The organism is Corallococcus sp. AB011P (assembly GCF_003611605.1).
Taxonomy (GTDB): Bacteria; Myxococcota; Myxococcia; order Myxococcales; family Myxococcaceae; genus Corallococcus; species Corallococcus coralloides.
Map to the genome: position 1 here is coordinate 286,415 of NZ_RAVX01000002.1, position 25,874 is coordinate 312,288.

Below are 25,874 nucleotides of genomic sequence, written 5' to 3' on the forward strand. Positions count from 1 at the left end.
CTACTTGCGCACCAGCTCCACCTGCATGCCCAACAGCTTGCGGCTCTCGCCCGTGGTGCCGCACATCGCGCCGTCCATGAGCGGCCCCATGGGGCGCGCCATGCCCTCCACCTTGCACCAGTAGCGCACGGTGTACAGATGCGCCCCTTCCCCGCGCAGCCGGATGCCGAAGGACTCCAGGCGTCGTGACTCGCCCTGCGTTCCGCACGGCGCGCCCTCGGGCAGCCACCCCGAATCACCGATGTCCTGGAGGTGGCACTGATACTCCAACTGCACGGCCTTCATGGGGCTTCCTTGTGGGAGACACCCGACCAGACGCCAGGCTAGCGGCGGCGCTCGACTCAATGCATTCACCCGTGGGCCGGCGTCCTGTCAGACCGGGCAGCGACTCTCTGTATTTTTCGCCCCTGGCGGGGCCTCTCACAGAAGGCGTCGATGTTCATGCGTTGGAGCCTTGTCGCCATGCTGCTGGGGCTGTTGTCCGGGGCAGGCTGGGCGCAGGAGGTGGTCATCCCGCAGGACTCCGAAGAGGCGGAGGCTCCTTCTTCACCTGCGGACCCTGTCTCGAACTCGCAGTGGGTGAGCCTGCTGCGCATGGAAGCCACGTCTCTGACGCTCCTGCCCAACAACGGCGTGGGTGGAGACGAAGGCTTCGTGCAACTGGAGCCCAAGGTGGTGGTGGCCAGACGGGGGACCTTCCACCTCAACCTGGGAGCTCCGGTGCGGCTGCGGTTGTGGGGTGGCGGAGCCGGAGGCGGCTTCGTGAGAAAGGAGGACTGGGACACGCTGTCCGACTGGGGGCAGGTGGTGCGCATTCTCACGGTGGGAGGTGACGCACCGAACTCGTTGTGGATGGGCACCCTGGAGTCCTACACCCTGCTGTCCGGACATCTGGTGCGCCGCTACAACAACCGAGGCAACCCTGACTACCACCCAGCCGGAGCGGTGGTGACGGGTACGCTGGGCCCGGTGTACGCGGAGGCCTTCGCCTCGGACGTGTTGGGCGCACGTCTGGCCGGAGCGGAAGTCGAGCTGGACCTGCAGTACGTCCTCTCCGGCCGGCCTCTACACTCCTCGCGTTACATGGTGTCCCTGTCCGCGGTGCATGACTGGGGGAAGGCCGGCGGCGCTTCTGAGCCGATGACGTTGGCGCACCTGGATGGCACGGCCATCGTGTTGAAGAGCGGGAGCCAGGACGGTGGCTTCGAATTGCACCTGCTGGGTGGTTGGGGTGGACGTCCAGGAGAGGGAGGCACATGGGGCGCGGTCGCCGGCCTGGGCGTGGAGTCGGTGTCGCCAACAATGGACCTGCGGGCGCGCCTGGAGGGGCGCATGCAGCGCGGAGGCTTTCGGCAGGGGGCCTTTGGCCCTGACTACGAACTGGCGCGCTTCCAGGTCGCGGGCCCGTCCGCCCTGCCGTTGGCACACGCGTCCTTTCCGGACGGGTACTCGGCCTACGGCGAGGTGATTCTGAGCTGGGACAAGGAGCGACTGGGCGTCCTGGCAAAGCGACATTTTCGCCTCACCCTGGGCGCGGAGGCCTTCACCTGGGGCCGTGTGGACATGGACGGGCGCCTGGAGGTGCAGCTCTTCCACAGGGACTTCACGGTGGCTGTGGCAGGGCTCGCGGTGGGGATGGGCGAGTTGGGTGCGCGCTACCTCGTCGCGGGAGAGGCCCGGTGGCGCTTCCTCGGGGGGAAACTGTACGCGGTGGGACAGGGAGGCACCGTGCTCTACCCGGAGGCGGAGGGGACGCTGCGGCCGGGTGCCTTCGCTGCCGTGGGTGTGGGGGTGGACAATGTGCGCTGAGCGTCTGCTACGCAAAGGCGTAGGCCTGCTGTTGGCGACGGCGATGCTCACTGCCGGCTGCGCCTCGCTGCCAACCCGGCCCGATCATGGTGCCACCTTGGCCTCCAGGCCCTTCTCCGTTTCAGCCCAGGCGCTGCGGAGTACGGCGGGCGGTGCGTCACAGGGGGAGGAGTCAGCCTCAGCCGTGGAGAGCACGGATGCGCTCCTACTCCGTCGACGCGAGCCCCTGCTGGGGGAAGGCGAGGGTGCGGGTGCACCGGACCCGAAGGCGATGGCCGGCGGCCGGGTTATCGCCTGTGGTGGCACGGCAGTGCCCTCGGGCTGGCCCCACCTGGACTCCAGCCAGGAGGTGCTCGAACCCTTCCTGGCATGTGCCTCGCCCGCGGAATTCGTGACCATGCAGCGTGGGGTGGAGATGGCCTCGCTGGTGGAGTCGCTGGAGGACTGGGATGCAGTGCGGCTGGGTGCCCTGGGGCCGCTCGACGCGCAGGCGTCGGAAGTCCTCGGCCGCAAGCGCGCGGCCTTTCTCGTCACGGCCACCGAGCAGTACGGCAGCCCCCATGCCGAGGTGTTCGCCCTCTTCGTCCTCCACTCCTCCTTCGACGACGAGCTGCGAGGAGTGGTGCAACTCCTGGCGCGCGACAAGCAACTGGGGGAGGCACTGGGGAGCATGGCCACCGTCCGCGAGGAGTTGAAGCGGCGTGGCCTGACACTGGAGGACTTCCCAGAGCGCAGAGAGCAGGCCAATGACGTGCTGCGCGGCCTGGGGCGTGCTGGCCGGGACATGCTTTCCAGTACCGCCATGAGTGGTGAGGCCCGGTACGCGGACCTCATGATGGCGAAGCGCAGCCAGCTTCCACCGCCCTATCAGGCGGCCCTCGACGAAGTGCAGAAGGCGTTGATGGAGCGGCACTACTCGCCGGGAAGCGTTTCGGCCGGGGCCTTTGATCAGCTGACCTTCGGTGTGCCGCTGGGCTTCTACCATCTGGTGGCGGGGACGGGGCACGGGGCGTACTCACTGGCGCAGGGTAAGTACGAGCAGGCAAGCCGTGAGCTGGCGCCAGCCGCGCTGGCCGTGGCGCTGTACGCCGGAGGCAAGGGCGCACGGGCCCTGGTGGAGGCGCGAGGAGGGCTGCGACGGCTCCAGATGCCGGCGTTGGACCTGGACGGTGTGAAGGCGCTGATGGGGCGCCTGGAAGAGCAACTGGGCGTCACCGCCGCTCGCGACCTGCTCCGCTATCTCCAGGCGAGCCGCGAGGGTGCCCTGGTGGCCGCCGAGTGGGGCGAGGCGGGGCTGCTGGCGCTGTCCGAGGCACGCGGCAACCCAGCGAAGGCGCAGGCGATGCTGGCGGAGGCCCGTCGCGAGTCCGCTGGGTCCGCCGCAACGCGGGGCGTTGCTGGGAAGAGGGGTGGCGGTTCATCCCTCCTGGCGCGGGACGCCAGCGTGTCCGCTGCGGAGGCCAAGCTGCTCCAGGCGGAGTTGGAAGCCTTGGGCCCGCGCCTGCCCAAGGACGTGAAGGTACTGAAGCAGCTGTCCCCCAAGCTGGATGCTCCGCCTCCTGGGGTCGAGGAGGGTGCAGGGCTCTGGCGCGACTACGTCGCTTATCGAGGGCGGCGGCTCAAGGAGCTCCTGAACGGTGAGACCGCCGAGGGTCCCCTGAAGTGGGCGGGCTACCAGGAGATGCGCACCTGTTATGCCCGCGGACTGGCCTTCGAGCAGACCATGGCCTCCATCTTGGAGGCGGATGCGGCCCTCCCGCGGGCGCAGCGACGGTGGCTCAAGGACTTCACCCAACCCCGAATCGAGACGCATGTGGGAGTGGCGAAGGCGGACCTGCGCTTCGCGGACGTGCTCGTCATCGAGGAGCGCCCACCTGCCGGCCAGCCGCCTCGTGTGGAGACGTTCAGCTTCAAGAGCAGGGACCTTTCATCGCTGAAGGAGCGGCCTCTCCAAGCTCAGTTGATCGCGGATGCGAGCGAGGCACTTCGGTATTACGGGGAGACGTTGGCCATCCGTCGGCCTGGGCTCGTGCAGGATGCGCACGTTCAGAGAGTTCGAGTCATCTATGAGGGAGGGAAGTTCAAGCCCCAAGATCTTGATGCGCTTGATCGCGCTGTGAGGAATGCTGAGAGCGACGTCACGGGTGTGGAGGTGCAGTTCCAATGAAGATCCTGGAGTTCCATGAGCTGCGCGCGGAGGATCGCCTGCGATTGTCCGTCGAAGGCTCATTCGACGAGCGAGTCGCTCTCGAACCACAATTGGAGCCCTTCCTACAAGCGCTTGAGACGTATGCGGGCGAATGGATGCCGGATGTTGTCGAGGGAAAGCGGCGGCGGAAATACTCCCGCGCAGCGATTTCAAAAGCACTCGCGGAAGAGGACAAGGCCAGGAGTGTATCCCTCGGGCTGTACCGTACGAGCCATCCCGCGTTGGATATGACGCTCAACCTCGGCGGCGCTCATCCTTCCGAATTGGGTATCTCGGTTGTCATCCAACCACTGTCTTTCTTTGCGCGGACGGAGCGTTGCCAAGAGTTTGTTGAGATGGTCAGAGCGTGGGCTCTGCACTTCCCGGTCACCTATGCCATGGCTCACGGCATGGCGGATCGGCAACTTTCTGGAGCGCCGTACTTCCGCCGCGATGAGAGAATCTCTCGTAGAGACGGATTCGATAAAGTCTATGAACTGTTCTGGCTCAATGTCTTCGGTCCGAAGTTGGTGGAGACCGTAGGCCGCGAGCGAATGCTTTCGACTCCAGCTCATCGTGTGGAAGAGCTCCCCAACGGCTCCGTCCTCCTGGTGATGTGGCCCACCGCCGCCGACTTCGCCAGTGAGGAAGCACGCGTGGCACAGGCCCGTGCCCATGTTCACCTGAGGCCGGACCTCGACTTCGGCACGGTGCTGCGCACCTTGCGAGAGCGCAGCGCCGCGCTTGCTCCGGTGGAACCTCGATTCCACCCGGACCTGGCGCCGCTTCTTTCGCGGCTGCCGGACGCGTTCCCCATCAGCGAGCGGCAGCAGAAGATCGCTGAGCTCAATGCCTTCCAGCCACCCGAGCCGGAGGAGTGGCTACCGGCCGCCCTGCCAGCGGACGTGGAGAACCCGGAGCGCGTCCACGGATCCTACGGCGACCTGTCGGAAAGCCTCGTGGCGGCGCTGCATCCCCAGGTGGCCTCCCTCATGGATGAGATGCCCGAGTCCCTCACGGACCTCGACTTCTACTTCTGGAGAGAGAACTTCCCGGAGCGGTACAAGCGCGACCTCATCGACGCGCACACCGCACCGGCCGTGGGGGCCTATCTCGGCGGCATGCTGGTGCGGCGGCTGGGCGGGACGTGGGTGCCGCGCAAGAAGCTCGAGGAGTCCCAGGTGCAAGTCGGCAAGCGCGTCTGGCTGCCCTTCCTCCGTGCCCGCCGATACATGCAGTCCCGCCAGGCGCTGCTGGACTACTCGCTCACCCGGTTCTTCCGGGAGGCAGAGCGGTACCGCCCCTGACTTGGACATGAGCGCTTCCCGGCCATCGGCTGGCGAGCAACGACCTGAGCGCGGCTACTTGCGCACCAGCTCCACCTGCATGCCCAACAGCTTGCGGCTCTCGCCCGTGGTGCCGCACATCGCGCCGTCCATGAGCGGCCCCATGGGGCGCGCCATGCCCTCCACCTTGCACCAGTAGCGCACGGTGTACAGATGCGCCCCCTCGCCGCGCAGCCGGATGCCGAAGGCCTCCAGGCGCCGTGACTCGCCTTGTGTTCCGCAGGGCGTGCCCTCGGGCAGCCACCCCGAATCACCGATGTCCTGGAGGTGGCACTGGTACTCCAGCTGCACGGCCTTCATGGGGCGCTTCAGGTGGAACTCGAACTGCTCGATGCGCTTGGGCTGCGTGGGCAGCCACGTGGCTCGGCTGGAGCTCTGGTTGCCGATGTCCTCACTGTGCACCGTGCCCACCAGCTCCACCGTCTTCGAGGGACCGGCACCCAGCGTCGACGCCAACATCATTCCAACCAGCAGGCTCTTCATGGGGCTTCCTTGTGGGAGACACCCATCCCGACGTGGCCGGAGGGAACCTATTCACCTGGAGTCCTACGCCGTCCGCTCGCGAGGCCACCCCGTCCGCGACCGCTGGCGCTCCGCCTCCTCCGCGCGCGCCAGCCCCCGTTGGATGTCATTCCAGTCCAGCGTCCCCGCAAGCAGCCCGTCCTCATCCACCACCGCGGCCATGGGCACGCGCGCCTCCGCCATCCTCCGGAGCGCCGCCCATCCATCCTCGCGCAGGTCCGCCACCACTCCGTCCTCCATCGCGTCACGCACCACGTAGCTTCCGCGCTGCGCCTCCGGCACCGCCTGCACCGCCACCCACGTCACCCGCCCCACCGGCCGCCCCGTGCTCGTCACCGGCAACATGTTCACGTGCTCGTGCCGCAGCGCCCAGTGCGCGTCCTGCATGGACAGGTCCAGGTCCACGCCCACCATCCGCGGCGTCATCAGCGCCTCCACCTGCACGCGCTCCAGTAGCGCCTTCATCCGCACCTGCCGCGACTCCCCTTCCGCGCCCATCAGCACGAAGAACGCCACCACCAGCGTGAACGGATTCAGCGTCACCAGCCCCCACACGCCGAACATCACCGCGAACACCCGCCCCAGCCCCGCCGCCACCCGCGTGGCCCGCACCACTCCCAGCCGGGGCGTCAGCGCCGCGCGCACGATGCGGCCCCCGTCCATGGGGAACGCCGGCAACAGGTTGAAGCCCCCCAGCACCGCGTTGAGCATCGCCAGCGTGAAGAACGCGAACTGCACCTGAAACATCCCCAGGCCGTGCACCACCCACGTCAGCGCGCCCAGGAACGCCGCCAGCCCCAGGCTCGTCAGCGGCCCCACCAGCGCCATCAACGCCTCGTCCCGGGGACGCTTGGGCACCTCCGCCAGCTCCGACACGCCTCCGATGATCATCAGCGTGATGCCGTGCACCTGGCCGCCATGCCGCAGCGCATAGAAGGTGTGCGCCATCTCGTGCAGCAGCACCGACACGAACAGCCCCACCGCCACCGCCAGCCCCCACGCCCACGGGTGCCCGCCCAGCGCGCCCGGCGGCACGTCCGCTGTCTCCGCCGCCCGCTGGAGCGCCCCGCCGAACGACAGCGCCAGGAGCGGCAACGCCACCAGCAGGGACACGTGGACCCGGATGGGCACCCCCCGGAATGAGCCCACCTGCAGTGCTCCCGGCCTCGCACGCATCGCCAGCCTCCCTACCCGCCGCCTCCGCGGGAAGACGCGGTGTCGGAAATCCTGAACTTCCGTCCCGTTCCCGTCCCATGCACATGGGGCCAGGCCGTTCGCCCACCCCTCCAGGAGCAAGGGAAGCGCTGCCAGCGACTTCCAATCGTGTTAGAGCGGCCCCCCATGGCCACGACCCCCGAGAACGATCCCTTGCGCGCACGGCTCCAGCAGATGGAGCAGCAGGCCGAGCAGGGCGGCGGCGCCGACCGCATCGCCAAGCAGCACGAGGCCGGCAAGCTCACGGCCCGCGAGCGCATCGACCTGCTGCTCGACCCCGGCTCCTTCAGCGAGCTGGACAAGTTCGTCACCCACCGCAGCCATGACTTCGGCATGGGCGACAAGAAGATCCTCGGCGACGGCGTCGTCACCGGCTACGGCACCGTGGAAGGCCGCCAGGTGTTCGTCTTCGCCCAGGACTTCACCGTCTTCGGCGGCTCGCTGTCCGGCGCCTACGCCCAGAAGATCTGCAAGATCATGGACCTGGCCACCCGCGTGGGCGCGCCCGTCATCGGGCTCAACGACTCCGGCGGCGCGCGCATCCAGGAAGGCGTGGAGAGCCTGGCCGGCTACGCGGACATCTTCCTGCGCAACACGCTGGCGTCCGGCGTCGTCCCCCAGATTTCGCTCATCCTGGGGCCGTGCGCGGGCGGCGCGGTGTACTCGCCCGCCATCACGGACTTCATCATGATGGTGAAGGACACGTCGTACATGTTCATCACCGGCCCGGACGTCATCAAGACGGTGACGCACGAAGAGGTCTCCAAGGAGTCCCTGGGCGGCGCGCTCACGCACAACCAGAAGTCCGGCGTGGCCCACTTCGCCGCGGAGAACGAACAGGCCGCCATCGCCATGACGCGCGAGCTGCTCTCGTTCCTGCCCTCCAACAACCAGGAGGACCCGCCCGCGCAGCCGTGTGAGGACGACCCGTTCCGCGCCGAGGAGTCGCTCAAGTCCATTGTCCCGGCGAACCCGAACAAGCCCTACGACATCAAGGAGATCATCCGCGCCATCGTGGACTCCAAGCACTTCTTCGAGGTGCAGGAGCACTTCGCGAAGAACATCGTCGTCGGCTTCGCGCGCATGAACGGCAAGAGCGTGGGCATCGTCGCCAACCAGCCCGCGGTGCTCGCCGGCTGCCTGGACATCGACGCCAGCGTGAAGGCCGCGCGCTTCGTGCGCTTCTGCGACTGCTTCAACATCCCCCTGCTCACCCTGGTGGACGTGCCCGGCTTCCTCCCCGGCACCGACCAGGAGTGGGGCGGCATCATCACCCACGGCGCCAAGCTGCTCTACGCGTACGCGGAAGCCACCGTCCCGAAGATCACCCTCATCACCCGCAAGGCCTACGGCGGCGCGTACGACGTCATGGCGTCCAAGCACATCCGCGCGGACATCAACTACGCCTACCCCACCGCGGAAATCGCCGTGATGGGCCCCGAAGGCGCGGTGAACATCATCTTCCGCAACGAGCTGCTCAAGGCCCAGGACGCCAACGCCGAGCGCAAGAAGCTCACGGACGACTACCGCGAGAAGTTCGCCAACCCGTTCAAGGCGGCGGAGCTGGGCTACATCGACGAGGTCATCCGTCCGGAAGAGACCCGCGCCAAGGTCATCCGCGCGCTGGAGATGCTCAAGGACAAGCGGCAGGAGAACCCGCCCCGCAAGCACGGCAACATCCCGCTGTAGAAGTAGTCCCCAAGAAGTTCTGGAGCCGCCCGCAGGTCCCCCGTCGCCTGGGGGGCAGGCGGGCTTGGCGACTTCCGGAAATTCTCAGGTAACGCCGGGGCTTTCACGGGGCCACTCAAGGAGCCCCCCACGTGTCCCAGCAGCGCCGACTCGTTCTCTTCCTCTCCGACGTCGAAGGAAACCTCACCGCTCTGCGTCAGACGCTCAAGGGCGTGTGCGAGGGACTCGACCTCCCGTGTCCCGAAGTGAAGTGGGTGGAGCCCCGTCCAGAGTCGCTGGCCGACAGTGGCTGGCACGTGGCGGAGATTCCCCTCGTCTCCGGCAAGACGTCCGGCAAGGTGTCCTCCCCCGAGGAGCACGTGGACGCCATGACGCAGGCGCTCTCCCGGGACTTCCGCGACCGCTCCATGGGCATGTACGTGGACCGGGAGCACAGCTACGCACGCGTCTGCATGGCCGCCCCCAGCCGCCCGCCCCGCGCCATGGAGGGCGAGTACCTGGACGTCCTGCGCCAGGCCGCGCGCTGGCTGGACGTGGAGACGACGGCGCTGGCCCGCCTCTTCAGCGGGAATGCCGCGCGCAACCTGCTGGCGGCCGCGGTGGACTTCGGGCCGGATGGCAAGGCCGTGGAGGCCCCCTCGCACCCCGCTCCTCCCCCGGAGCCGGACGAGGACGACCGCTTCGTGGAGGCGAAGCTCGCCCAGGCGAAGCAGCTGATGGATGAGTACCTGAACCTGCGCAAGTAGAGGCGGGCAATCCCGGGCGCCCCATGCTAGACGGGCGCCCATGCCCAAGATCCGCAAAGTGCTCGTCGCCAACCGCGGCGAGATCGCCATCCGGGTGATGCGCACCTGCAAGGACCTCGGCATCGCCACGGTGGCGGTGTACTCCGAAGCAGACCGCTCCGCGCTGCACGTGCGCACCGCCGACCAGGCCTACTTCGTCGGACCCCCGCCCTCGCGCGAGAGCTACCTCGTGCAGGAGCGCATCCTGGAGGTCGCGAAGGAGTCCGGCGCGGACGCCATCCACCCCGGCTACGGCTTCCTCTCCGAGAACGCGTCCTTCGTGCGCGCCTGCGAGAAGGCCGGCATCACCTTCATCGGCCCGCCGGCCGCCGCCATGGACGCCATGGGCGAGAAGACCCGCGCCCGCGCCAACATGATCAAGGCGGGCGTGCCCGTCGTGCCCGGCACCACCGAGCCCATCGGCACCATCGAGGAAGCGCGCGAGTACGCGCAGCAGATTGGCTTCCCCATCATGCTCAAGGCCGCTGGCGGTGGTGGCGGCAAGGGCATGCGCCGCGTGGAGGGCCTGGGCGACTTCGACTCCGCGTGGCGCTCCGCCAAGAGCGAGGCGCTCAACGCCTTCGGCAACGACGCGGTCTACATCGAGAAGTACCTGGAGAAGCCTCACCACGTGGAGATCCAGGTGTTCGCCGACCAGTACGGCAACACCATCCACCTGAACGAGCGCGAGTGCTCCGCGCAGCGCCGTCACCAGAAGGTGGTGGAGGAGACGCCCAGCCCCATCCTCACGCCGGAGCTGCGCGCGAAGATGGGCGAGGTCGCGGTGAAGGCGGCCAAGGCCGTCAACTACGTGGGCGCCGGGACGGTGGAGTTCCTGGTGGACGTGCACCGCAACTTCTACTTCCTGGAGATGAACACCCGCCTCCAGGTGGAGCACCCGGTGACGGAGTGGGTCACCGGCCTGGACCTGGTGGCCATGCAGATCAGGGCCGCGGAGGGTGAGAAGCTCCCCCTCTTCGAGGCTCCCACGCCGCGCGGTCACGCCATCGAAGTGCGCGTGTACGCGGAGGACCCGGCGCGCAACTTCATGCCCAGCCCCGGGAAGATTCACGCGCTGCGCGTGCCGAGCGGCCCGAACGTGCGCGACGACTCGGGCGTGTTCGCGGGCTTCACGGTGCCCAACTACTACGACCCCATGATCTCCAAGCTGTCCGTATGGGGCGCCACGCGCGAGGAGGCCATCGCGCGGGCCAAGCGCGCGCTGTCCGAGTACGTGGTGAAGGGCATCACCACCAACATCCGCTACCTGCACGGCATCCTGTCCCACCCGGAGTTCGTGGGCGGGGACTACGACACCAGCTTCCTCACCCGCCATCACACGGCGCTCTTGGGCGAGGAGGACTCCAAGCTCAGCGAGGTGGCGCTGCTCGCGAGCACGCTGCACGCCTTCCAGCGCGACCAGAAGCGCGCGAAGACGCTGCCGTCGCGCAGTGGTGGCGGTGACGCCAATGGCCGCATCAGCCCGTGGCGTCTGGCGTTGAAGAGCCGCCGCCGCTGACCTTCTTCCTCCCGCAAGCCTTTCGGAAGGGACCTTTCCGCATGCGTTACTTCACGAAGCAGCAGGGCCAGAAGGAAGCGGTGCCGGTGGACCTGGAGTCGCTGGGCCAGGACCGCTACCGGCTCACGGTGAACGGCAAGACGTTCCAGGTGGACGCGCTGTCCGTGGACCAGGGCACGCTGTCGCTCCTGGTGGACGGCCAGTCCTACTTCGTGGAGCTCCAGAAGTTCACCGCCGCCGTGGCGAAGCGCGGCCTGTGCCTGCTCGTGCACATCGGCTGAAGACGGGCCGGCGCGCGCCTCTCAGGCCGCCCAGCCCTGCCACACGTCGTGTCCCAGCTTGAGCACCAGCGCGGCCACCACGCAGAGCACCACGACGCGCACCACCCGGTCGCCGCCCTTCACCGCCACGTGCGCGCCCAGCCACGCGCCGGTGAACTGCGCGGCGGCCATGGGCAGCGCCACCTTCCACAGCACCACGCCCCGGAGCGTGAAGAGCGTCACCGACGCCAGGTTGGAGGCGAAGTTCACCACCTTCGCGTCCGCGGACGCGCGCGCCAGGCCGTGGCCCAAGAGCGACGAGAACGCCACGATGAGAAAGGTGCCCGTGCCCGGACCGAAGAAGCCGTCATAGGTGCCGATGCAGAGCGCGATGAGCGCGCCGATGGCCTGCGCGCGCGGCCGGGGTGAGGGCTCCACACCGTCGCGCTTCGGCGGCGCGCGGCGGAAGGCGAGGAACACCGCCACCGCGATGAGCAGCACCAGCACCAGCGGCTTGAGCACCTCCGGCTTGAGCAGCAGCACCAGCGCCGCGCCGCCGAACGCGCCCATCAGTCCGAAGGGGAACGTCGCGCGGGCCAGCTTCCAATCCACCAACCCCGCGCGCGCGAAGCGCACCATCGCCGCGCCCGAGCCGAACACGGACTGGCCCTTGTTGGTGCCCAGCGCCACGTGCGCGGGCAGGCCCGCCGCCAGGAGCGCGGGCAGGCTGATGAGCCCGCCGCCCCCCGCGATGGCGTCCACGAAGCCCGCGCTCAGCGCGGCGACACACAACAGCACCAGCTGCACTGCGCTGACGTCCATGTCCACGATGGCGCCCCGCTTATCACCCTTACTTGCGCGAGGTCGAAGCTTGGGGGTCAATGGGGTCCATGCTCGCGACCCTGATGACCGTGCTGGCGCTGACGCTCGCCGCGCCGCCCTCGCAGCCTGACGCGACCACCGCCACGTGCCGCTCCATCGACGGACACGTGTCCTGTGGCTACGCGTGCAAGTCGGATGGACAGCGCGTGCGGTGCGCCCAGTCGCTCCAGGGCCGCTGTACCGTCATCGACGGGCAGGCCACCTGTTTCGACCCGCCGGCGTACGTGGTGAAGGCATACGGCGCCGCGCTGCCGGACTCGGAGTGCAAGACCATCGACGGGGTGGTGGGCTGCGGGTACGGCTGCGTCACGGACTTCGGCAAGGTGCAGTGCGCGAAGACGCCCGCGGGTGTTTGCCGCAGCCAGGGCGGCAACGTGACGTGCTTCGACCCGCCCGCCGCGGTGTTCGCGGTGTTCGGCCGGCAGGTGCCGCGCGCGCAGTGCGTCAGCAACGGCGTGCAGATGGCGTGCGGATTCAACTGCGTGAACGCCTCCGAAGGGGTGCGCTGCGCGAAGACGCCCCTGGGTGTGTGCAAGGCGCAGAACGGCCACATCACCTGCTTCGACCCGTCGCCCGCGGCGGTCTGCGCGTGGGGCAAGGGCCTGCCGGCGCCCCAGTGCAAGCTGAGCGAGACGGGCCCGGTGTGCGGCTACAACTGCACCACGGCGTACGGCAAGGTGGCGTGCGCGGGGACCCCGGCGGGCATCTGCAAGGTCTTCGACAGCGAGGTGTACTGCTTCGACCCGCCCGCCGAGCAGCAGGCGGACGCGGCGTGTCTGGCCAGCGTGGGGCTGGCGGCGATGGAGGGCGCCACGCCCTGAAACGCCCGCCCGGCCGCTCGTGTGCGGTCGTCTGCTTGGACGCGGGCACGGGCGGCGATAAAATTCCATCCTCCCGGTGGTCGAGGGAGTGGGAGCAGGACGGCACATGGCGGAGGGCGAGGTCCGGCAGTACTGGGTGCGGAACGATCGGGGCACCACCTGGGGGCCCCTGACGGGCGCGACCATCGAGCTGCTCATCGACAGCGGCTCCATCCAGGGCAAGCTCCAGGTCTCCAGCGATGGCCTGCAGTTCGCCTTCCCGTGGCGCTTCCCGGAGGTGCGGGACGCGTTCCCTCGTGAGCTGTGGGGAGACGGCGCGCCCGCGTCGCTGCTGCAATCCACGCCCGCCGCCATCGCTCCGCCTCCGCCCGGCCCTGCCGCCGCGCCCGTCTCGGGTCCGGCCGCCGTGCCCATGGCCGGCCCTGGAGCGGCCCCCACCGCGGGTCCTGGTGCCATGCCCATGGCGGGCCCTGGCGCGATGCGGCCCGGGCCTGGAGCCGTGCGTCCGCCCGTCGATGCGGCGGGACGTCCTGTCGCGGCCGCGCGGCCTCCGGGTCCTCCGGTCGCGGCGGCCCGTCCGGCGGGAGCGGCTCCGGCCGCGGCGGCTCCGCAGGCACCGCAGGCACCGGCGGATGACGGGACCAACACGGTGCCGCCGCAGGGGCAGCTCCAGCAGTGCTCGCCCCTGCAGCTCTATGGGCGCATCGCCGCGGGCGAGCAGACGGGACTGCTGACGCTGGGGCTTTCGGACCGCACGCTGTCGATCCACTTCCGCAAGGGCAGTCCGGAGCACGTGGACTCGTCGCACGCGGAGGACGCGCTGGGCGTGTCGCTGATGGGCGCGCGGCTCCTGACGGCGGAGCAGCTCCAGCAGGCGGAGGGTTCCAAGGAGCGCTTCGGAGGCGACCTGCTCGCGGCGCTGTTCGGGTTGGGGCTGCTCCAGCCGGCGACGGCGTTCACGCAGCTGTCGCAGCGGGCGCTGGGCATCCTGGGCAAGGCGCTGCGGGCGGAGTCCGGGACGTTCACCTTCGAGGCGCGGGACCTGCCCGCGCAGAAGGCGATGCCGCTGGGCAATCGCTGGGCGCTGCTCAGCGACCAGGTGCGGCGCATGCCGACGGCGGACCTCAAGCGGCGGCTGGCCTTCGTGCTGCCCATGCCCATCATGAAGTCCGGGGGCCGGGTGGCCTCCAGCGAGCTGCGCCTGACGCCGCACGAGGTCCGCGCGCTCTCCTTCATCGACGGGGTGCGCTCGCTGGGGCAGCTGCTCCAGGACGTGCCGCAGGACGCGGAGCACCTGCTGCGCGTGGCGTTCCTGTTGAAGGAGCTGAACGGCGTCTCCTTCGCGGCGGCCTCGCGCGCGCAGACAGCGCCGCCGCCTCCGGCCTCCGGCCCTGCCGCCGCCGCGCCAGGAGCAGCGCCCCGAGCCCCCGGAGCCGCGCCCACGGCGGGCCCGGGCAACCCGACCCGTCCGTCCGGCACCGTGCCCACCGTGGGACCTGGGGCGCCAACCCGTCCGTCCGGCACCGTGCCCACCGTGGGACCTGGAGCCACGGGTCCGGGTGCGCCCGTCGCGGGTCCGGGCGCCGCGCCCGGCGCGCCTGCCGCCGCGAGCGCCGGAGCCAGACCCGGTGCGCCCGTCGCGGGTCCGGGTGCCGCTCCCGGTGCGCCTGTCGCCGCGAGCGCCGGAGCCAGACCCGGTGCGCCCGTCGCGGGTCCGGGTGCCGCGCCCGGTGCGCCCGTCGCCGGTCCGGGTGCCGCGCCCCGCCCCGCCGGTGCCGCCCCCGTGGCGGGGCCCGGTGCCGCGCGTCCGGGTGCGCGTCCCCCGGGAGCCCCCGCCGGAGCCGCTCCCACCGCGGGCCCCGGTGCGCGTCCCCCAGGTGCTCCCGCCGGTGCCGCTCCCGTAGCGGGTCCCGGTGCCGCCCGACCCGCTCCGCCCGTCGTCGCCGCTCCGGCGGCCCCGGCCGCTTCGGGTCCCGCCCCCGGTTCGGACGAACTGCCCGCGCTGCGCCAGCTCGCCGCGACCATGAAGGGCCAGAACCACTTCCAGCGGCTGGGCCTCACCGAACAGACCGAAGGCAGCGCGGTGAAGATCGCCTACTTCCGCCTGGCCAAGCTCTACCACCCGGACACCCTGCCCCAGGGCGCCCCGCCGGAGCTGGAGAAGCTCAAGGCGGAGGTGTTCGCGTACATCGGTGACGCCTACCGAGCCCTCTCCGACGACAAGAGCCGCGCGGCCTACATCGAGGAGCTCAAGAGCGGCGGCGGCGACGGCGTGGACATCCAGGCCATCCTCCAGGCGGAGGAGCTCTTCCAGAAGTCCTGCATCCTGGTGAAGGCGCGCAAGTACCCGGAAGCCGTGAAGATGCTCACCGACGCCATCGCCCTCAACGCCGAGGAACCCGAGTTCTTCGCCTGGCGGGGCTACGCGCGCTTCCTCGCCTCTCCAGACAAGAAGGCCGCCCAGCCGGAGGCCTTCCGCGAAATCCAGGGCGCCATCAAGCGCAACGAACGGTGCGCCCCCGCCCACTACTTCCTGGGCGTCATCGCCAAGCTGTGCGGCGACGCGACCGGAGCCCTCAAGCACTTCAAGCGGACGGTCGAGCTGCAACCGGACCACATCGATGCGATGCGAGAGGTCCGCATGGCGTCGCAAAAGAAGTAGGGTGCGCGCCTTTTCAAGGAGACACCCCCCATGCCCCTCACCGGGAAAGAACGCCGCCACCTGCGGGCCCTCGGCCACCACCTGGAGCCGGTGGTCATCGTCGGCTCGTCCGGCGTCACCGAGGGCGTCATCGCCGCCATCGAGCAGGCGCTGAACGACCACGAGCTCATCAAGGTGAAGATCAACGAAGGCCCGGAAGGCCGCCACGAAGGCGCCGACAGCATCGCCGAGGCCACCGGCTCGGAGCTCGCGCAGCTCCTGGGCCGCACCGCCCTCTTCTTCAAGCGCCGCAAGCAGAAGTCCCGCTTCGAGGACATCCTCAAGGGCCCGCATGAGCCCCGCCCGGCCCCCAAGCCGGACGAAGAGAAGAAGCCGCGCCGCCGTTAGCCGCAGCGTTTTCCCGGGGTCACGGGGAATTCAGGCCCACCCGCGCACTTTCTGCGGGTTCGGGAGCAGTCGAACCCTCGTACCGGGTTCGAAATGTCCCTACGCTGGGGGTCTTCCCCCCCGCGGAGGTGACGTGCAGACTTCCCCGTCCTCCCCGTCAGCCTCCCCCGGCTGGCACGACGTGCTGATGCATCACCTGGAGCCGCTCCTGGGTGACTTCACCGCGAAGATGGCCATCCACACCGCCGCGTTGCGGGTCCTGAAGCGTCCACCGGAACAGGTGAGCCTGCAGGACGTGCCGCTGGTGCTGGAGGGCCTCAAGCCCATGCTCAACGTCTTCATCGGCGCGGTGCGCACGACGAACACCCTCACGGAGCTTTCGAAGGCCATGGAGAAGCTGCGATGAACGCCCCCCGTTCTTCCTCGGGTCGCGCCTTCAAGCGGATGGCGCCGTGGCTGGGCGCCGTCGCGATGCTCCAGGGGGTGCACCTGGCCGCGGTGGCCACGTCGCTCCAGGACGCGCCCCGGCTGGCGCTGGCGGGTGACGTGGCGGGCTGGACGGTGGGCCTGCTCGCGGTGGCGGGCACGGCGGCGGCGGCGCTGTCCTTCGGCGCGGGGGACTACCTGCGCCGCGTGTGGGGCCTGCTGACGGCGGGCGCGGCGCTGTCGCTCATCAGCACGGCCCTGCGCAGCTACTGGATGCACGCGGTGCCGGACGTGCCGTTCACGGAGTCGCCGCTGTTGCCCGTGCGCATGGGCGTGGTGGTGCTGGCGAACGTGTGCACCCCGTTCGCGCTGGTGCTGCTGGCGCGCACCTACAAGCAGTCCGGTCTCCAGCCGCCGCCCAGTCCGCGCGCGTCGCTCCTGTGGGCGGTGGCGGCGGTGGCGGCGCTGGCGGTGGGTGGGCCGGCGCTCGTCGCGGCGGTGGGGAACCTGGGCCAGGGCTTCGCGGCCACGTGCACGGCGGTCATCGCGCTGGCGTCCACGCTGGCGGACATGACGACCATCCTGCTCGTCGCGCCCATCCTCCGCGTCGCGTACATGCTGCGCGGTGGGCGGCTCGCCTGGGTGTGGTGGACCATGGGCATGTCCGGCGCGGTGTGGCTCTTCTACGACGCGCGCGAGTGGCTGGCGCCGCTGCTGCCCGGCAGTCCCACGGAAGCGGTGGAGCTGTTGCGCACGCTGCGCACCTCGGGGCTCGCGATGCTGGGGCTCGCCGGGTGGTTGCAGCGCTCGGCGCTCGTGTCGTCCCAGCGCCAGTCGAGCCCGGGCGTCGTCATCCCCACCGCCTGACACGGCCCGTCGCGTCGAGCTGACGCACGAAGCCACCACCGGCCCGCTCCGTCTTCCGGGGCGGGCCGTCGTGTTTCCAGGGGCGCGGGGCTGGAGGAGACTGGGGCTTCCCGTTCTCCTCCCAGGAGGCTCCACGCCCATGCGCCTTTCCCCCACGTCCCTGCTGTTGGCCACCTGTCTCCTGGCGGGGTGCCGGACCGCGCGAGAAGCACCGGCGGCACCCGCGAAGGCGGACTGCGGTCCGGTGATTCCCGGCATGGAGGCGGTGCTCAAGCCCGCGGCCTTCGTCGTGCTGGGAGAGATTCACGGCACGCAGGAGGCTCCGGCCTTCGCGGCGCGGCTGGCGTGTCACGCGGCGGCGGCGGGACAGCCGGTGCGGCTGGCGTTGGAGCTCCCGGTGGAGGAGCAGGCGCGCCTGGACGCGTTCATCGCGGGCGATGCAGAGGGACCTCCCGACAGTGCCTTCTGGCGTCGCGAGGTGCAGGACGGCCGCAGCAGCGGAGCCATGCGACAGCTGCTGGAGCGCGCGAGGGAGTTGAGGCACTCGGGGCTGCCGCTGCGGGTGGTGGCCTTCGACGCGGGTGGCAAGGACCGCGACGACACGATGGCGGCGCAGCTCCGTCAGGCGCGGAGCGAAGCGCGCGGGGACACCTTCATCGTGCTCGTGGGCAACCTGCACGCGCGCCGCGACGTGGGCGCGCCCTGGGACGAGAAGCTCCAGTTCATGACGCACCGGTTGCTCGAAGCGGAGCCCGGGCTGGTGTCGCTCGACCTGGCGAACGCCGGGGGCTCCGCGTGGATCTGCCGGGGCATGACGGCGGACACCTGTGGCCAGCAGCCCCTGCGAAGCCGGGGCGAAGCGCAGGCCGCGGGCATCACGCTCCAGAAGAAGGCGGAGGACCCGGACGGCTACGACGGCACCTACGCGGTAGGACCGCTGAACGCCTCACCGCCCGCGTTCGGCGCCACGAGCACCGCGACGCCCGCGCCGCGCTGAATCCCCCGAGCCAGGTGTCGTCCCGCCCACGCCCGGGCCAGCGAGAGGTGGCCGTCCTCCCACCGGGCGCGCTACATGCGCGGCTCCATCCTTTTCCGGCACGAGGAACCTGGAATGCTCGCACGCACCTGGCGCGGAGTGACGAAGGCGGAGGACGCCGACGCCTACCTCGCCTATCTCCACCAGACGGGCCTCACGCACTACCGGCGCACGCCGGGCAACCTGGCCGCGTACTGTCTGCGCAAGGTGGCGGACGGGCGCGCGGAGTTCCTCCTCGTCACCCTCTGGGAGTCCATGGACGCGGTGAAGCGCTTCGCGGGGGACTCGCCGGAGCGCGCCATCTTCTTCCCGGAGGACGACCGCTACCTCATCGACCGGGACCTGCACGTCACCCACTACGAGGTCCCCTTCGCGGAAGGACAGGCCTTCGAATCCCAGCGGATCCGCTTCGACGACTTCCGGGTGGCGGGGCCCGCGGGCGACCTGCGGCTGGTGGACACCGGCGGTGGCGGGAAGGCATTGCCCGTCGTCTTCGTGCATGGGCTCGCGGGCAACGCGTCCCACTGGCAGGCGCAGCTGGAGCACCTGGCCCGCCAGGGCCGCCGAGGCATCGCGCTGGAGCTGCGCGGCCACGGGGGCTCCACCGTTCCGGAGCCGGAGGACTACACGCTGGAGTCGCTCGCCGGGGACATCTCCGCGGTCGTGCGAGCGCTGGGGCTGCGCCGCTTCGTGCTGGTGGGGCACAGCATCAGCGGGGGCGTGACGCTGGCGTACGCGGGGGAGAATCCCCGGCAGGTGGCGGGCCTGTTCCTGGTGGATCCGATGACGGACGCGCGCAGTCATCCCGAGGAGCAGGTGGCCGCGTACCTCGCCTCGCTGGACGCGCCGGACGTGGCGCAGGCGGTGCGGCAGGACTGGGCGCAGATGGCGGGGCCGCGCGCGGACGTGCGCGAGCGGCTGCTGGCGGACCTGGACGCCACACCGCTGTCCGCCGTGACGGCCGTGCAGCGCTCCAGCCTGCGCTTCGACCTGACGGCGGCGCTCGCGCGCTACCCGGGGCCGAAGTTCTCACTCGTCGCGCCGGACAACGACACGCCGCACAGCCTCCACCGGTTGGGGGAAGGCGTGGCGCACCAGGTGGTGGAGGGCGCCGGACATTGGATCCAACTGGACCATCCGGACGCGGTGAACGCCGCGCTGGACGCGTTCCTCACGAAGTCAGCACCAGCTTGACCAGCTCCGGGGGGCTGCCCAGCCGCATGGGGGGCCCCCAGAAGCCGCAGCCCCGGCTGACGTAGATGTGTGAATCGCCGTGCCGGTAGTGACCGGCGGAGTGCTCCCAGTTCAGCCCGATGAGCGCGGTCATGGGGAAGAGCTGGCCGCCATGGGTGTGACCGGAGATTTGAAGGTCCACGCCACGCTCCGCGGCCACCTTGAAGTTGGCGGGCTGGTGCGCAAGCAGCACCGCGGCGCGCTCGGGGTCCCGGCCCGCGAGCGCCAGGTCCAGGTCATAGCCCTTCTGTCTCAGGCGCCGGCCGCCGTGCCAGTCATCCACGCCCACCAGGTCGAACGCGCCGCCCGCGTCGCCAATGCGCACGTGCCGGTTGCGCAGTGAAGGAATGCCCAGCGAGCCCAGGTGCGCCACCCAGTCCTCCGCGCCGGACGAATAGTCATGGTTGCCGGTGACGAAGAAGCTCCCGTAGCGAGCATGGAGGTTGCCGAGCGCCGCGACGAAGCCGCCCAGGCGGGGCACGGTGCCATCCACCATGTCACCGGTGATGGCGACCAGGTCCGGCTTGAGCGCATTGGCCCGCCGCACGAGCTCGTCCATGAAGCGCCGCTGGATGAAGGGGCCCACGTGCAGGTCGGTGAGCTGCACGATGCTGAAGCCGTCCAGCGAGCGGGGCAGCTTCGGAATGCGAACCACCACCTCCGTGACCTCCGGGACGGTGAACGCGCGCCAGCTCCCATACCCCGCCAGTCCCCCACCCAAGGCAAGAGCCCCACCCGCGGTCGCCTGCGACAGGAAGCGCCGCCGTTCGGCATCCACGGAGGGCGCGGAGGGAGCGGTGACGGTGGGACGAAGCCGGCGTCCCAAAGCGAGCACCGCGCGTCCCAGGTCGACTCCCGCGAGCGCGAGCACCAGGCACAGCGCCACCCCCATCCACGAATAGGACACCAGCTCCACGACGTCGCCAGGAGCCTCGGGAAGCGTGCGCTGGAGATACCGCCGCGCAATCAGCACCAGCGTCATGAAGCCCAGCACGAGCGCGGCGACAATCCGGGGCCCACGGCGGGACGTGAGATTCCACACAAGCCGCCGGAACAGGTACAGGTGCCCGAGCACGGCACCCAGCGCGATGAGGAGCGAGAACGGAGACAGCGGCATGGGAGCAAGCCTCCCGCGCATTGAGCCCAAGCGCACCTGAATCCGTGCTCGGCCGGCCGCCCCGGGAGCATCAGCGCCAGGAAGCGAACGACTGCGTCAGCTCATCGTGCGGCCCCAGATGAACGCGAGGTCCAGCTCCACCGCATCGAAGGGCTCCGCCCGCACGGGAGCAACGCCGGTGTGCGTGAGCAGGGCTTCGTACCTTCCATCCTTCAGCCTGAACACCTCCAGCGTGCGTGTCTGCGGATCCATCAACCAGACATGCCGCACGCCCTCGCGCGCGTAGACGGGCAGTTTCGCCTCGCGATCCAGCTTCCGGGTGGATGGAGACAGCACCTCGCAGACCCAGTCCGGAGCGAGAGACGTCGCTGCTGTTTCGAGAACATCGGGCATCCGTTCCAACCTCCAGCCCGCGAGGTCTGGAACCAGGACATCTTGATGGAGGTGCAGTTCCTGCTCGCCCAGGAACACCCATCCACCGGGCCCACCACGTCCCCGCTGGAAGGCCCCTACAAGTTCGCTGCTGAGTCGAATGGCCGCGGATGCATGCCTCGCTGTCGGCCGTGGGCTTGCATACAGCTCCCCTGCGACGAGCTCCCCCACGACATGCTCGGGAAGCGCCTCCAGGTCCGCGTAGGTCGCTGGCTTCTTTCCCATCACGTCTCCCCATTCCTCGCCGCCCATCACTCTATCCATGACGCCGGGAGGTAGCACGCCTGTCCGACATGACAGGACACACGTCCAACGTCCTACCCTACACATCTTCCTCGGATTCCCCGTCCAATTCCCTGCTGCGCATCCACGCGGCGGTTAAGAGGCCCGCGCATCCATCCCCTTCACGAAAGGCCCCCTCATGGCCACGCCGCTCCAGGGACGTGAAATCCGCCTGAAGTCCCGCCCGCACGGTGAACCCACGCCGGACAACTTCGAGTTCGCCACGGTCTCCGTCCCGGAACCCGCCGAAGGCCAGCTCCTCGTGCGCAACCACTTCATGTCCGTGGATCCGTACATGCGCGGCCGCATGAACGACGCGAAGTCCTACGTCCCGCCCTTCAAGCTGGGCGAGGTCATGGACGGCGGCAGTGTGGGCCAGGTGATCCGCTCGCGCTCGCCGGACTTCAAGGAAGGGGACTTCGTCGTCGCCGGCACCGGCGGCTGGCGCGAATACGCCGTCGCCCCCGCGAAGCACTACCAGAAGGCCGACCCGTCCGTGGGCCCGCTCTCCGCGTACCTCGGAGTGCTCGGCATGCCGGGCATGACGGCGTACGTGGGCCTGCTCGACATCGGCAAGCCGAAGGCTGGCGACACCGTCTTCGTGTCCGCCGCCGCGGGCGCCGTGGGCGGCGTCGTGGGCCAGATTGCGCGCATCCAGGGCTGCCGCGTGGTGGGCAGCGCCGGCTCGGACGCGAAGGTGAAGCACCTCCGCGACGACCTGAAGTTCGACGCCGCCATCAACTACAAGACCGCGCCCATCGCCGAGTCCCTGGCGAAGGCCTGCCCGGACGGCATCGACGTCTACTTCGACAACGTGGGCGGCGACCACCTGGAGGCCGCCATCGGCCTGATGAAGAACCACGGCCGCCTCGTCCTGTGTGGCGCCATCTCCGGGTACAACGCCACCGCCCCCTCGCCCGGCCCCCGCAACCTGATGCTCGCCGTGGGCAAGCGCCTCACGCTCCAGGGCTACATCGTCTCCGACCACGCGGACCGCCGGGCGGACTTCCTGCGCGACGTGGGCCAGTGGCTGCGCGAGGGCAAGGTCCAGGACGTCTCCACCATCGTGGACGGCCTGGACAAGGCCCCCGACGCCTTCATCGGCCTGCTGCGCGGGGACAACACCGGCAAGATGCTGGTGCGCCTGGCGAAGGACGCCTGACGCTCGCTGGCCAACGCCGCGAACGACCGCCACCGGACACCGCCGCCGCCTTGCGTCCTGCACCTCCCAGACGCGGGACACAAGACGTGCGGCGTCCACCGCGTCCGGCACCCTGCACGCCCCTTGAAGGAGGCGGTGCGGTGACCTCACAGAAACAGCCGGACGCGGTACGCGTGGATGAGAAGAGCAAGGACCAGCAGCTCGCGCGGGACCGTTCGGAGCCCACGGGCAACTTCCTCACCACGGACCAGGGCATCCGCGTCGAGCACACCGACGATTCGCTCAGGATTGGCGCCCGCGGCCCCACGCTCCTGGAGGACTTCCACCTCCGCGAGAAGCTCACCCGCTTCGACCATGAGCGCATCCCCGAGCGCGTCGTCCACGCGCGCGGCGCGGGCGCCCACGGCTACTTCCAGGTGTACGAATCCCAAGCGAAGTACACCCGCGCGAAGTTCCTCCAGGACCCGTCCAAGAAGACGCCCGTGTTCGTGCGCTTCTCCACCGTCGCGGGCTCGCGCGGCTCCGCGGACACCGTGCGCGACGTGCGCGGCTTCGCGGTGAAGTTCTACACGGAGGAAGGCAACTTCGACCTGGTGGGCAACAACATCCCCGTCTTCTTCATCCAGGACGGCATCAAGTTCCCGGACATCATCCACGCCGCCAAGCCGGGGCCCCACCACGAGATTCCCCAGGCGCAGACGGCGCATGACTCCTTCTGGGACTTCGTGTCGCTCGTCCCGGAAACCATGCACATGGTCATGTGGACCATGTCCGACCGCGCCATCCCGCGCAGCTTCCGGATGATGCAGGGCTTCGGCGTCCACACCTTCCGCTTCGTGGACGAGAAGAACACCGCGCGCTTCGTGAAGTTCCACTGGAAGCCGCTCCTGGGCACGCACTCGCTCGTCTGGGATGAAGCGCAGAAGCTGGCCGGCAAGGACCCGGACTTCCACCGCCGCGACCTCTTCGAGGCCATCGAGCAGGGCGACTTCCCCGAGTACGAGCTGGGCGTTCAAATCCTGGAGGAGAAGGACGCGCAGGCCCTGGGCGTGGACCTGCTGGACGCGACCAAGCTCATCCCGGAGGAGCTTGTCCCGGTGCAGCCGGTGGGCAAGCTCACGCTCAACCGCAACCCGACCAACTTCTTCGCGGAGACGGAGCAGGTCGCCTTCTGCGTGTCCAACATCGTGCCGGGCATCGACTTCACGGATGATCCGCTGATGCAGGCGCGGCTCTTCTCGTACCTGGACACGCAGCTGACGCGCCTGGGCGGGCCGAACTTCGCGGAGATCCCCATCAACCGCCCGGTGGCGCCGGTGCACAACCACCAGCAGGACGGCTTCGGCCGGCACACGAGCAACGTGGGCCGCGCCAACTACTTCCCCAACTCGCTGGGCGGTGGCTGCCCGTTCCTCGCCTCCCAGCAGCAGGGCGGTTACGTGCACCACCCGGAGCAGGTGAGCGGGAAGAAGGTGCGCGAGCGCTCCGCCTCCTTCAACGACCACTACAGCCAGGCGGGCCTCTTCTTCCGCAGCCTGTCCGAACCGGAGCAGCAGCACCTCATCGACGCGTGCCGCTTCGAGCTGGGCAAGGTGGAGACGAAGGCCATCCAGGAGCGCGTGCTGGAGCACTTCGCGAAGATCGACGCCCTGCTGGTGTCCGCCGTGGCGGAGGGGCTGGGCCTGCCCGCCCCCAAGGCCACGCCCGTCACGCCCAAGGGTCCTCCCGCGTCCAAGGCCCTGAGCATGGAGGCGATGAAGCTGGCCATGCCGCCGTCCATCAAGACGCGGAAGATTGGCGTGCTCGTCGCGGATGGCGTGGACGCGGACGAGCTGATGGCGCTGCGCAAGGAGCTGGAGGCAGGGGGCGCGCAGCTGAAGGTCATCGCCAAGCGCCTGGGCACGGTGAAGGCCTCCAACGGCAAGGACGTGCCGGTGGACAAGAGCGCCATGACCACGGCCTCCGTGGAGTACGACGGCGTCTTCATCCCCGGCGGCGCCACGAGCGTGGCCACGCTGAAGAAGGACGGCGAGTCGCGCCACTTCGTGCAGGAGGCCTACCGACACTGCAAGACGGTGGGCGCGTCCAAGGACGCGGAGGAGCTGCTCAAGGCCTGTGAAATCGACCCGGCCTCGCCCGGCGTCGTCGCGGGCTCCAAGGCCGGAGCCGGCGCGGCGCTGGCCACCGCGTTCGCGAAGGCGCTCGCGAAGCACCGGCACTGGGACCGCAAGGACAACGACCGCGTCCCGGCCTGAGGTCCTACGCGAAGAGGGCCGTCACCGCGTCCGCTGTGACGCGGTGACGCGCCGCCACCCGGGAGGACAGCCCTCGCGCAGCACCCGCGCCGCCGCGAGGGCACAGGCGTAGCTGCTCGTGATGGGGCGCTCGCACCAGACGCCGTCCGCGTACAGCCGCACCGTGGCCGCGTCCTCGACGTGGTCCACGATGTCTCCCTTCCTCAGCGCGTGGGCCATGGCCGCGTCCGCCACCGTCACCACCGACGGCAGCCCGGATGGCAGGCCCGACACGGGACCCGCGGCGCAGAGCACCACGCTGCCCTGCTCCACCGCCCGGTCCAGCAGCGCGGTGAGGGGCGCCTCGAACGCGCGGCCCACGGTGCCCAGGCTCAGGTTGATGAGGTCCGGCCGCACGTCCTGCGTCAGCCACTCCAGCGCCTCCAGCAGGCACAGCGAATCGCCGCGCATCCGGCCATCCAGCACGCGCGCGACGTACCACTCGACATCGGTACGGGGACGGCCCTGCTCCATCAGGATGCTCAGCACCGCGGTGCCGTGGCCGTGCGAGTCCTCCAGGTCCTCCAACACGGAGTCGCCGCCGCGCCAGGCCGCCAGCTCCTCACGCGAGTGGACTCGGGACTCCAGGCGCCGCGCCTCCCGGTCCACCGTGAAGCTCGCGGCCCCGGCGAGCGACAGCCCCGCCCCGCGAAGGAAGCCCACCGACACACCGCTGTCCACGATGGCGACCTTCATGGGAGCAGGACCCTGGAACATCGCCTAGCAGGAGCCGGACGAGTCCTCACCCACCGGCATCTTGAGCGTCGTGGGGTAGTAGGTGCCCACCCACTGGGTGCCGTTCCAGGTCCACTGGTAGCCGTTCATGTACGACGTGGCACAGGCGTACCCGATGAGGTCCTCGGACCCGCTCACGTCCTCCAGCAGCTTCGACACGTCCTTGCTCGTGAATTTCAAGGGAGCACTCCCGGCGTTGAATTGG

General features: G+C 69.7%; 24 protein-coding genes. 16 read left to right on the forward strand and 8 right to left on the reverse strand.

Annotated features, from left to right (window positions below; all coding sequences use genetic code 11):
* Complete coding sequence (locus D7X30_RS06440) at positions 1-285, reverse strand: hypothetical protein (protein ID WP_120562576.1); 285 nt, start codon at positions 283-285, stop codon at positions 1-3.
* Positions 286-435: 150 nt separating this feature from the next.
* On the opposite strand from D7X30_RS06440, the gene D7X30_RS06445 reads away from it, so the two are divergent.
* From D7X30_RS06445 to D7X30_RS06455, 3 genes are read left to right on the forward strand one after another with little or no spacing between them, the layout of a single operon-like run.
* Positions 436-1,809: a hypothetical protein gene (locus D7X30_RS06445; RefSeq protein WP_120561968.1), complete on the forward strand. Its 1,374-nt coding sequence runs from the start codon at positions 436-438 to the stop codon at positions 1,807-1,809.
* Positions 1,799-3,976 carry a hypothetical protein gene (locus tag D7X30_RS06450; RefSeq protein WP_120561969.1) on the forward strand — a complete coding sequence of 726 codons (2,178 nt, stop codon included), beginning with the start codon at positions 1,799-1,801 and terminating at the stop codon, positions 3,974-3,976. The genes D7X30_RS06445 and D7X30_RS06450 overlap by 11 nt, the downstream gene beginning before the upstream one ends.
* A complete protein-coding gene (locus D7X30_RS06455) occupies positions 3,973-5,304 on the forward strand; it encodes a hypothetical protein (protein ID WP_120561970.1) in 1,332 nt (443 codons plus the stop codon). Before D7X30_RS06450 ends, D7X30_RS06455 begins: the two co-directional genes overlap by 4 nt.
* A gap of 54 nt (positions 5,305-5,358) precedes the next feature.
* On the opposite strand, the gene D7X30_RS06460 is transcribed toward D7X30_RS06455, so the two are convergent.
* Both D7X30_RS06460 and D7X30_RS42665 read right to left on the reverse strand, forming a co-directional pair.
* Positions 5,359-5,826, reverse strand: coding sequence for a hypothetical protein (locus D7X30_RS06460; protein WP_120561971.1), 468 nt, complete (start codon positions 5,824-5,826; stop codon positions 5,359-5,361).
* Between the two features lie 63 nt (positions 5,827-5,889).
* On the reverse strand, positions 5,890-6,996 hold the full coding sequence (locus D7X30_RS42665; protein WP_304984684.1) for a site-2 protease family protein: 1,107 nt from the start codon (positions 6,994-6,996) through the stop codon (positions 5,890-5,892).
* A 210-nt stretch (positions 6,997-7,206) separates the two neighbouring features.
* Here D7X30_RS42665 and D7X30_RS06470 point away from each other — a divergent pair, with 210 nt between their 5' ends.
* From D7X30_RS06470 to D7X30_RS06485, 4 genes are all read left to right on the forward strand, one after another.
* Positions 7,207-8,769, forward strand: coding sequence for an acyl-CoA carboxylase subunit beta (locus D7X30_RS06470; protein WP_120561973.1), 1,563 nt, complete (start codon positions 7,207-7,209; stop codon positions 8,767-8,769).
* Between the two features lie 131 nt (positions 8,770-8,900).
* Positions 8,901-9,515: a hypothetical protein gene (locus tag D7X30_RS06475; RefSeq protein WP_120561974.1), complete on the forward strand. Its 615-nt coding sequence runs from the start codon at positions 8,901-8,903 to the stop codon at positions 9,513-9,515.
* Positions 9,516-9,555: 40 nt separating this feature from the next.
* A complete protein-coding gene (locus D7X30_RS06480) occupies positions 9,556-11,073 on the forward strand; it encodes an acetyl/propionyl/methylcrotonyl-CoA carboxylase subunit alpha (RefSeq protein WP_120561975.1) in 1,518 nt (505 codons plus the stop codon).
* Positions 11,074-11,114: 41 nt separating this feature from the next.
* The gene (locus D7X30_RS06485) at positions 11,115-11,354 is read left to right on the forward strand and encodes a hypothetical protein (protein WP_120561976.1); all 240 of its coding nucleotides are present in this window, start codon (positions 11,115-11,117) and stop codon (positions 11,352-11,354) included.
* Between the two features lie 21 nt (positions 11,355-11,375).
* Here D7X30_RS06485 and D7X30_RS06490 read toward each other — a convergent pair whose 3' ends face one another.
* Positions 11,376-12,155: a TSUP family transporter gene (locus D7X30_RS06490; protein WP_199724193.1), complete on the reverse strand. Its 780-nt coding sequence runs from the start codon at positions 12,153-12,155 to the stop codon at positions 11,376-11,378.
* A gap of 68 nt (positions 12,156-12,223) precedes the next feature.
* On the opposite strand from D7X30_RS06490, the gene D7X30_RS06495 reads away from it, so the two are divergent.
* The 7 genes from D7X30_RS06495 to D7X30_RS06530 all read left to right on the forward strand — a co-directional run bounded on the left by D7X30_RS06495 (position 12,224) and on the right by D7X30_RS06530 (position 19,608).
* Positions 12,224-13,036 (forward strand): hypothetical protein, encoded by an 813-nt coding sequence (locus D7X30_RS06495; protein WP_120562577.1) that lies wholly within the window; start codon positions 12,224-12,226, stop codon positions 13,034-13,036.
* Between the two features lie 106 nt (positions 13,037-13,142).
* Positions 13,143-15,698, forward strand: a complete 2,556-nt coding sequence (locus tag D7X30_RS06500) for a DnaJ domain-containing protein (RefSeq protein WP_120561978.1) — start codon at positions 13,143-13,145, stop codon at positions 15,696-15,698.
* A 30-nt stretch (positions 15,699-15,728) separates the two neighbouring features.
* Positions 15,729-16,085 (forward strand): ribosome assembly RNA-binding protein YhbY, encoded by a 357-nt coding sequence (yhbY, locus tag D7X30_RS06505; protein ID WP_120561979.1) that lies wholly within the window; start codon positions 15,729-15,731, stop codon positions 16,083-16,085.
* 133 nt (positions 16,086-16,218) lie between these two features.
* Complete coding sequence (locus D7X30_RS06510; protein ID WP_233591425.1) at positions 16,219-16,491, forward strand: hypothetical protein; 273 nt, start codon at positions 16,219-16,221, stop codon at positions 16,489-16,491.
* Positions 16,488-17,378, forward strand: a complete 891-nt coding sequence (locus D7X30_RS43550) for a hypothetical protein (RefSeq protein WP_120561981.1) — start codon at positions 16,488-16,490, stop codon at positions 17,376-17,378. Before D7X30_RS06510 ends, D7X30_RS43550 begins: the two co-directional genes overlap by 4 nt.
* A 139-nt stretch (positions 17,379-17,517) precedes the next feature.
* Positions 17,518-18,375 carry a hypothetical protein gene (locus tag D7X30_RS06520; protein ID WP_120561982.1) on the forward strand — a complete coding sequence of 286 codons (858 nt, stop codon included), beginning with the start codon at positions 17,518-17,520 and terminating at the stop codon, positions 18,373-18,375.
* 114 nt (positions 18,376-18,489) lie between these two features.
* Positions 18,490-19,608 (forward strand): alpha/beta fold hydrolase, encoded by a 1,119-nt coding sequence (locus D7X30_RS06530; protein ID WP_233591426.1) that lies wholly within the window; start codon positions 18,490-18,492, stop codon positions 19,606-19,608.
* Here the strand turns inward: D7X30_RS06530 and D7X30_RS06535 are convergent.
* Together D7X30_RS06535 and D7X30_RS06540 are read right to left on the reverse strand one after the other, a co-directional pair.
* Positions 19,586-20,764 carry a metallophosphoesterase gene (locus D7X30_RS06535; protein WP_120561983.1) on the reverse strand — a complete coding sequence of 393 codons (1,179 nt, stop codon included), beginning with the start codon at positions 20,762-20,764 and terminating at the stop codon, positions 19,586-19,588. The genes D7X30_RS06530 and D7X30_RS06535 overlap by 23 nt on opposite strands.
* Before the next feature lie 96 nt (positions 20,765-20,860).
* Positions 20,861-21,421, reverse strand: coding sequence for a Uma2 family endonuclease (locus D7X30_RS06540; RefSeq protein ID WP_120562579.1), 561 nt, complete (start codon positions 21,419-21,421; stop codon positions 20,861-20,863).
* A gap of 196 nt (positions 21,422-21,617) precedes the next feature.
* On the opposite strand from D7X30_RS06540, the gene D7X30_RS06545 reads away from it, so the two are divergent.
* Both D7X30_RS06545 and D7X30_RS06550 read left to right on the forward strand, forming a co-directional pair.
* Positions 21,618-22,640 carry an NADP-dependent oxidoreductase gene (locus tag D7X30_RS06545; RefSeq protein ID WP_120561984.1) on the forward strand — a complete coding sequence of 341 codons (1,023 nt, stop codon included), beginning with the start codon at positions 21,618-21,620 and terminating at the stop codon, positions 22,638-22,640.
* A 140-nt stretch (positions 22,641-22,780) separates the two neighbouring features.
* Complete coding sequence (locus tag D7X30_RS06550; protein WP_120561985.1) at positions 22,781-24,895, forward strand: catalase; 2,115 nt, start codon at positions 22,781-22,783, stop codon at positions 24,893-24,895.
* A 21-nt stretch (positions 24,896-24,916) separates the two neighbouring features.
* Here D7X30_RS06550 and D7X30_RS06555 read toward each other — a convergent pair whose 3' ends face one another.
* Both D7X30_RS06555 and D7X30_RS06560 read right to left on the reverse strand, forming a co-directional pair.
* On the reverse strand, positions 24,917-25,630 hold the full coding sequence (locus D7X30_RS06555) for a S8/S53 family peptidase (protein ID WP_120562580.1): 714 nt from the start codon (positions 25,628-25,630) through the stop codon (positions 24,917-24,919).
* Positions 25,631-25,654: 24 nt separating this feature from the next.
* The gene (locus D7X30_RS06560; protein WP_120561986.1) at positions 25,655-25,849 is read right to left on the reverse strand and encodes a hypothetical protein; all 195 of its coding nucleotides are present in this window, start codon (positions 25,847-25,849) and stop codon (positions 25,655-25,657) included.
* Between the last annotated feature and the right edge of the window lie 25 nt (positions 25,850-25,874).

What these genes read in the sequence shown, in the direction of transcription:
- D7X30_RS06455 (WP_120561970.1), top strand. Translation starts at nt 3,973, where the DNA reads ATGAAGATCCTGGAGTTCCATGAGCTGCGCGCGGAGGATCGCCTGCGA.
- D7X30_RS06500 (WP_120561978.1), top strand. Translation starts at nt 13,143, where the DNA reads ATGGCGGAGGGCGAGGTCCGGCAGTACTGGGTGCGGAACGATCGGGGC.
- D7X30_RS06485 (WP_120561976.1), top strand. Translation starts at nt 11,115, where the DNA reads ATGCGTTACTTCACGAAGCAGCAGGGCCAGAAGGAAGCGGTGCCGGTG.
- D7X30_RS06520 (WP_120561982.1), top strand. Translation starts at nt 17,518, where the DNA reads ATGCGCCTTTCCCCCACGTCCCTGCTGTTGGCCACCTGTCTCCTGGCG.
- D7X30_RS06495 (WP_120562577.1), top strand. Translation starts at nt 12,224, where the DNA reads ATGCTCGCGACCCTGATGACCGTGCTGGCGCTGACGCTCGCCGCGCCG.
- D7X30_RS06540 (WP_120562579.1), bottom strand. Translation starts at nt 21,421, where the DNA reads ATGGGAAAGAAGCCAGCGACCTACGCGGACCTGGAGGCGCTTCCCGAG.
- D7X30_RS06545 (WP_120561984.1), top strand. Translation starts at nt 21,618, where the DNA reads ATGGCCACGCCGCTCCAGGGACGTGAAATCCGCCTGAAGTCCCGCCCG.
- D7X30_RS06530 (WP_233591426.1), top strand. Translation starts at nt 18,490, where the DNA reads ATGCTCGCACGCACCTGGCGCGGAGTGACGAAGGCGGAGGACGCCGAC.
- D7X30_RS06460 (WP_120561971.1), bottom strand. Translation starts at nt 5,826, where the DNA reads ATGAAGAGCCTGCTGGTTGGAATGATGTTGGCGTCGACGCTGGGTGCC.
- yhbY (WP_120561979.1), top strand. Translation starts at nt 15,729, where the DNA reads ATGCCCCTCACCGGGAAAGAACGCCGCCACCTGCGGGCCCTCGGCCAC.
- D7X30_RS06535 (WP_120561983.1), bottom strand. Translation starts at nt 20,764, where the DNA reads ATGCCGCTGTCTCCGTTCTCGCTCCTCATCGCGCTGGGTGCCGTGCTC.
- D7X30_RS06445 (WP_120561968.1), top strand. Translation starts at nt 436, where the DNA reads ATGTTCATGCGTTGGAGCCTTGTCGCCATGCTGCTGGGGCTGTTGTCC.
- D7X30_RS06490 (WP_199724193.1), bottom strand. Translation starts at nt 12,155, where the DNA reads ATGGACGTCAGCGCAGTGCAGCTGGTGCTGTTGTGTGTCGCCGCGCTG.
- D7X30_RS06450 (WP_120561969.1), top strand. Translation starts at nt 1,799, where the DNA reads ATGTGCGCTGAGCGTCTGCTACGCAAAGGCGTAGGCCTGCTGTTGGCG.
- D7X30_RS06555 (WP_120562580.1), bottom strand. Translation starts at nt 25,630, where the DNA reads ATGAAGGTCGCCATCGTGGACAGCGGTGTGTCGGTGGGCTTCCTTCGC.
- D7X30_RS43550 (WP_120561981.1), top strand. Translation starts at nt 16,488, where the DNA reads ATGAACGCCCCCCGTTCTTCCTCGGGTCGCGCCTTCAAGCGGATGGCG.
- D7X30_RS06440 (WP_120562576.1), bottom strand. Translation starts at nt 285, where the DNA reads ATGAAGGCCGTGCAGTTGGAGTATCAGTGCCACCTCCAGGACATCGGT.
- D7X30_RS06480 (WP_120561975.1), top strand. Translation starts at nt 9,556, where the DNA reads ATGCCCAAGATCCGCAAAGTGCTCGTCGCCAACCGCGGCGAGATCGCC.
- D7X30_RS06470 (WP_120561973.1), top strand. Translation starts at nt 7,207, where the DNA reads ATGGCCACGACCCCCGAGAACGATCCCTTGCGCGCACGGCTCCAGCAG.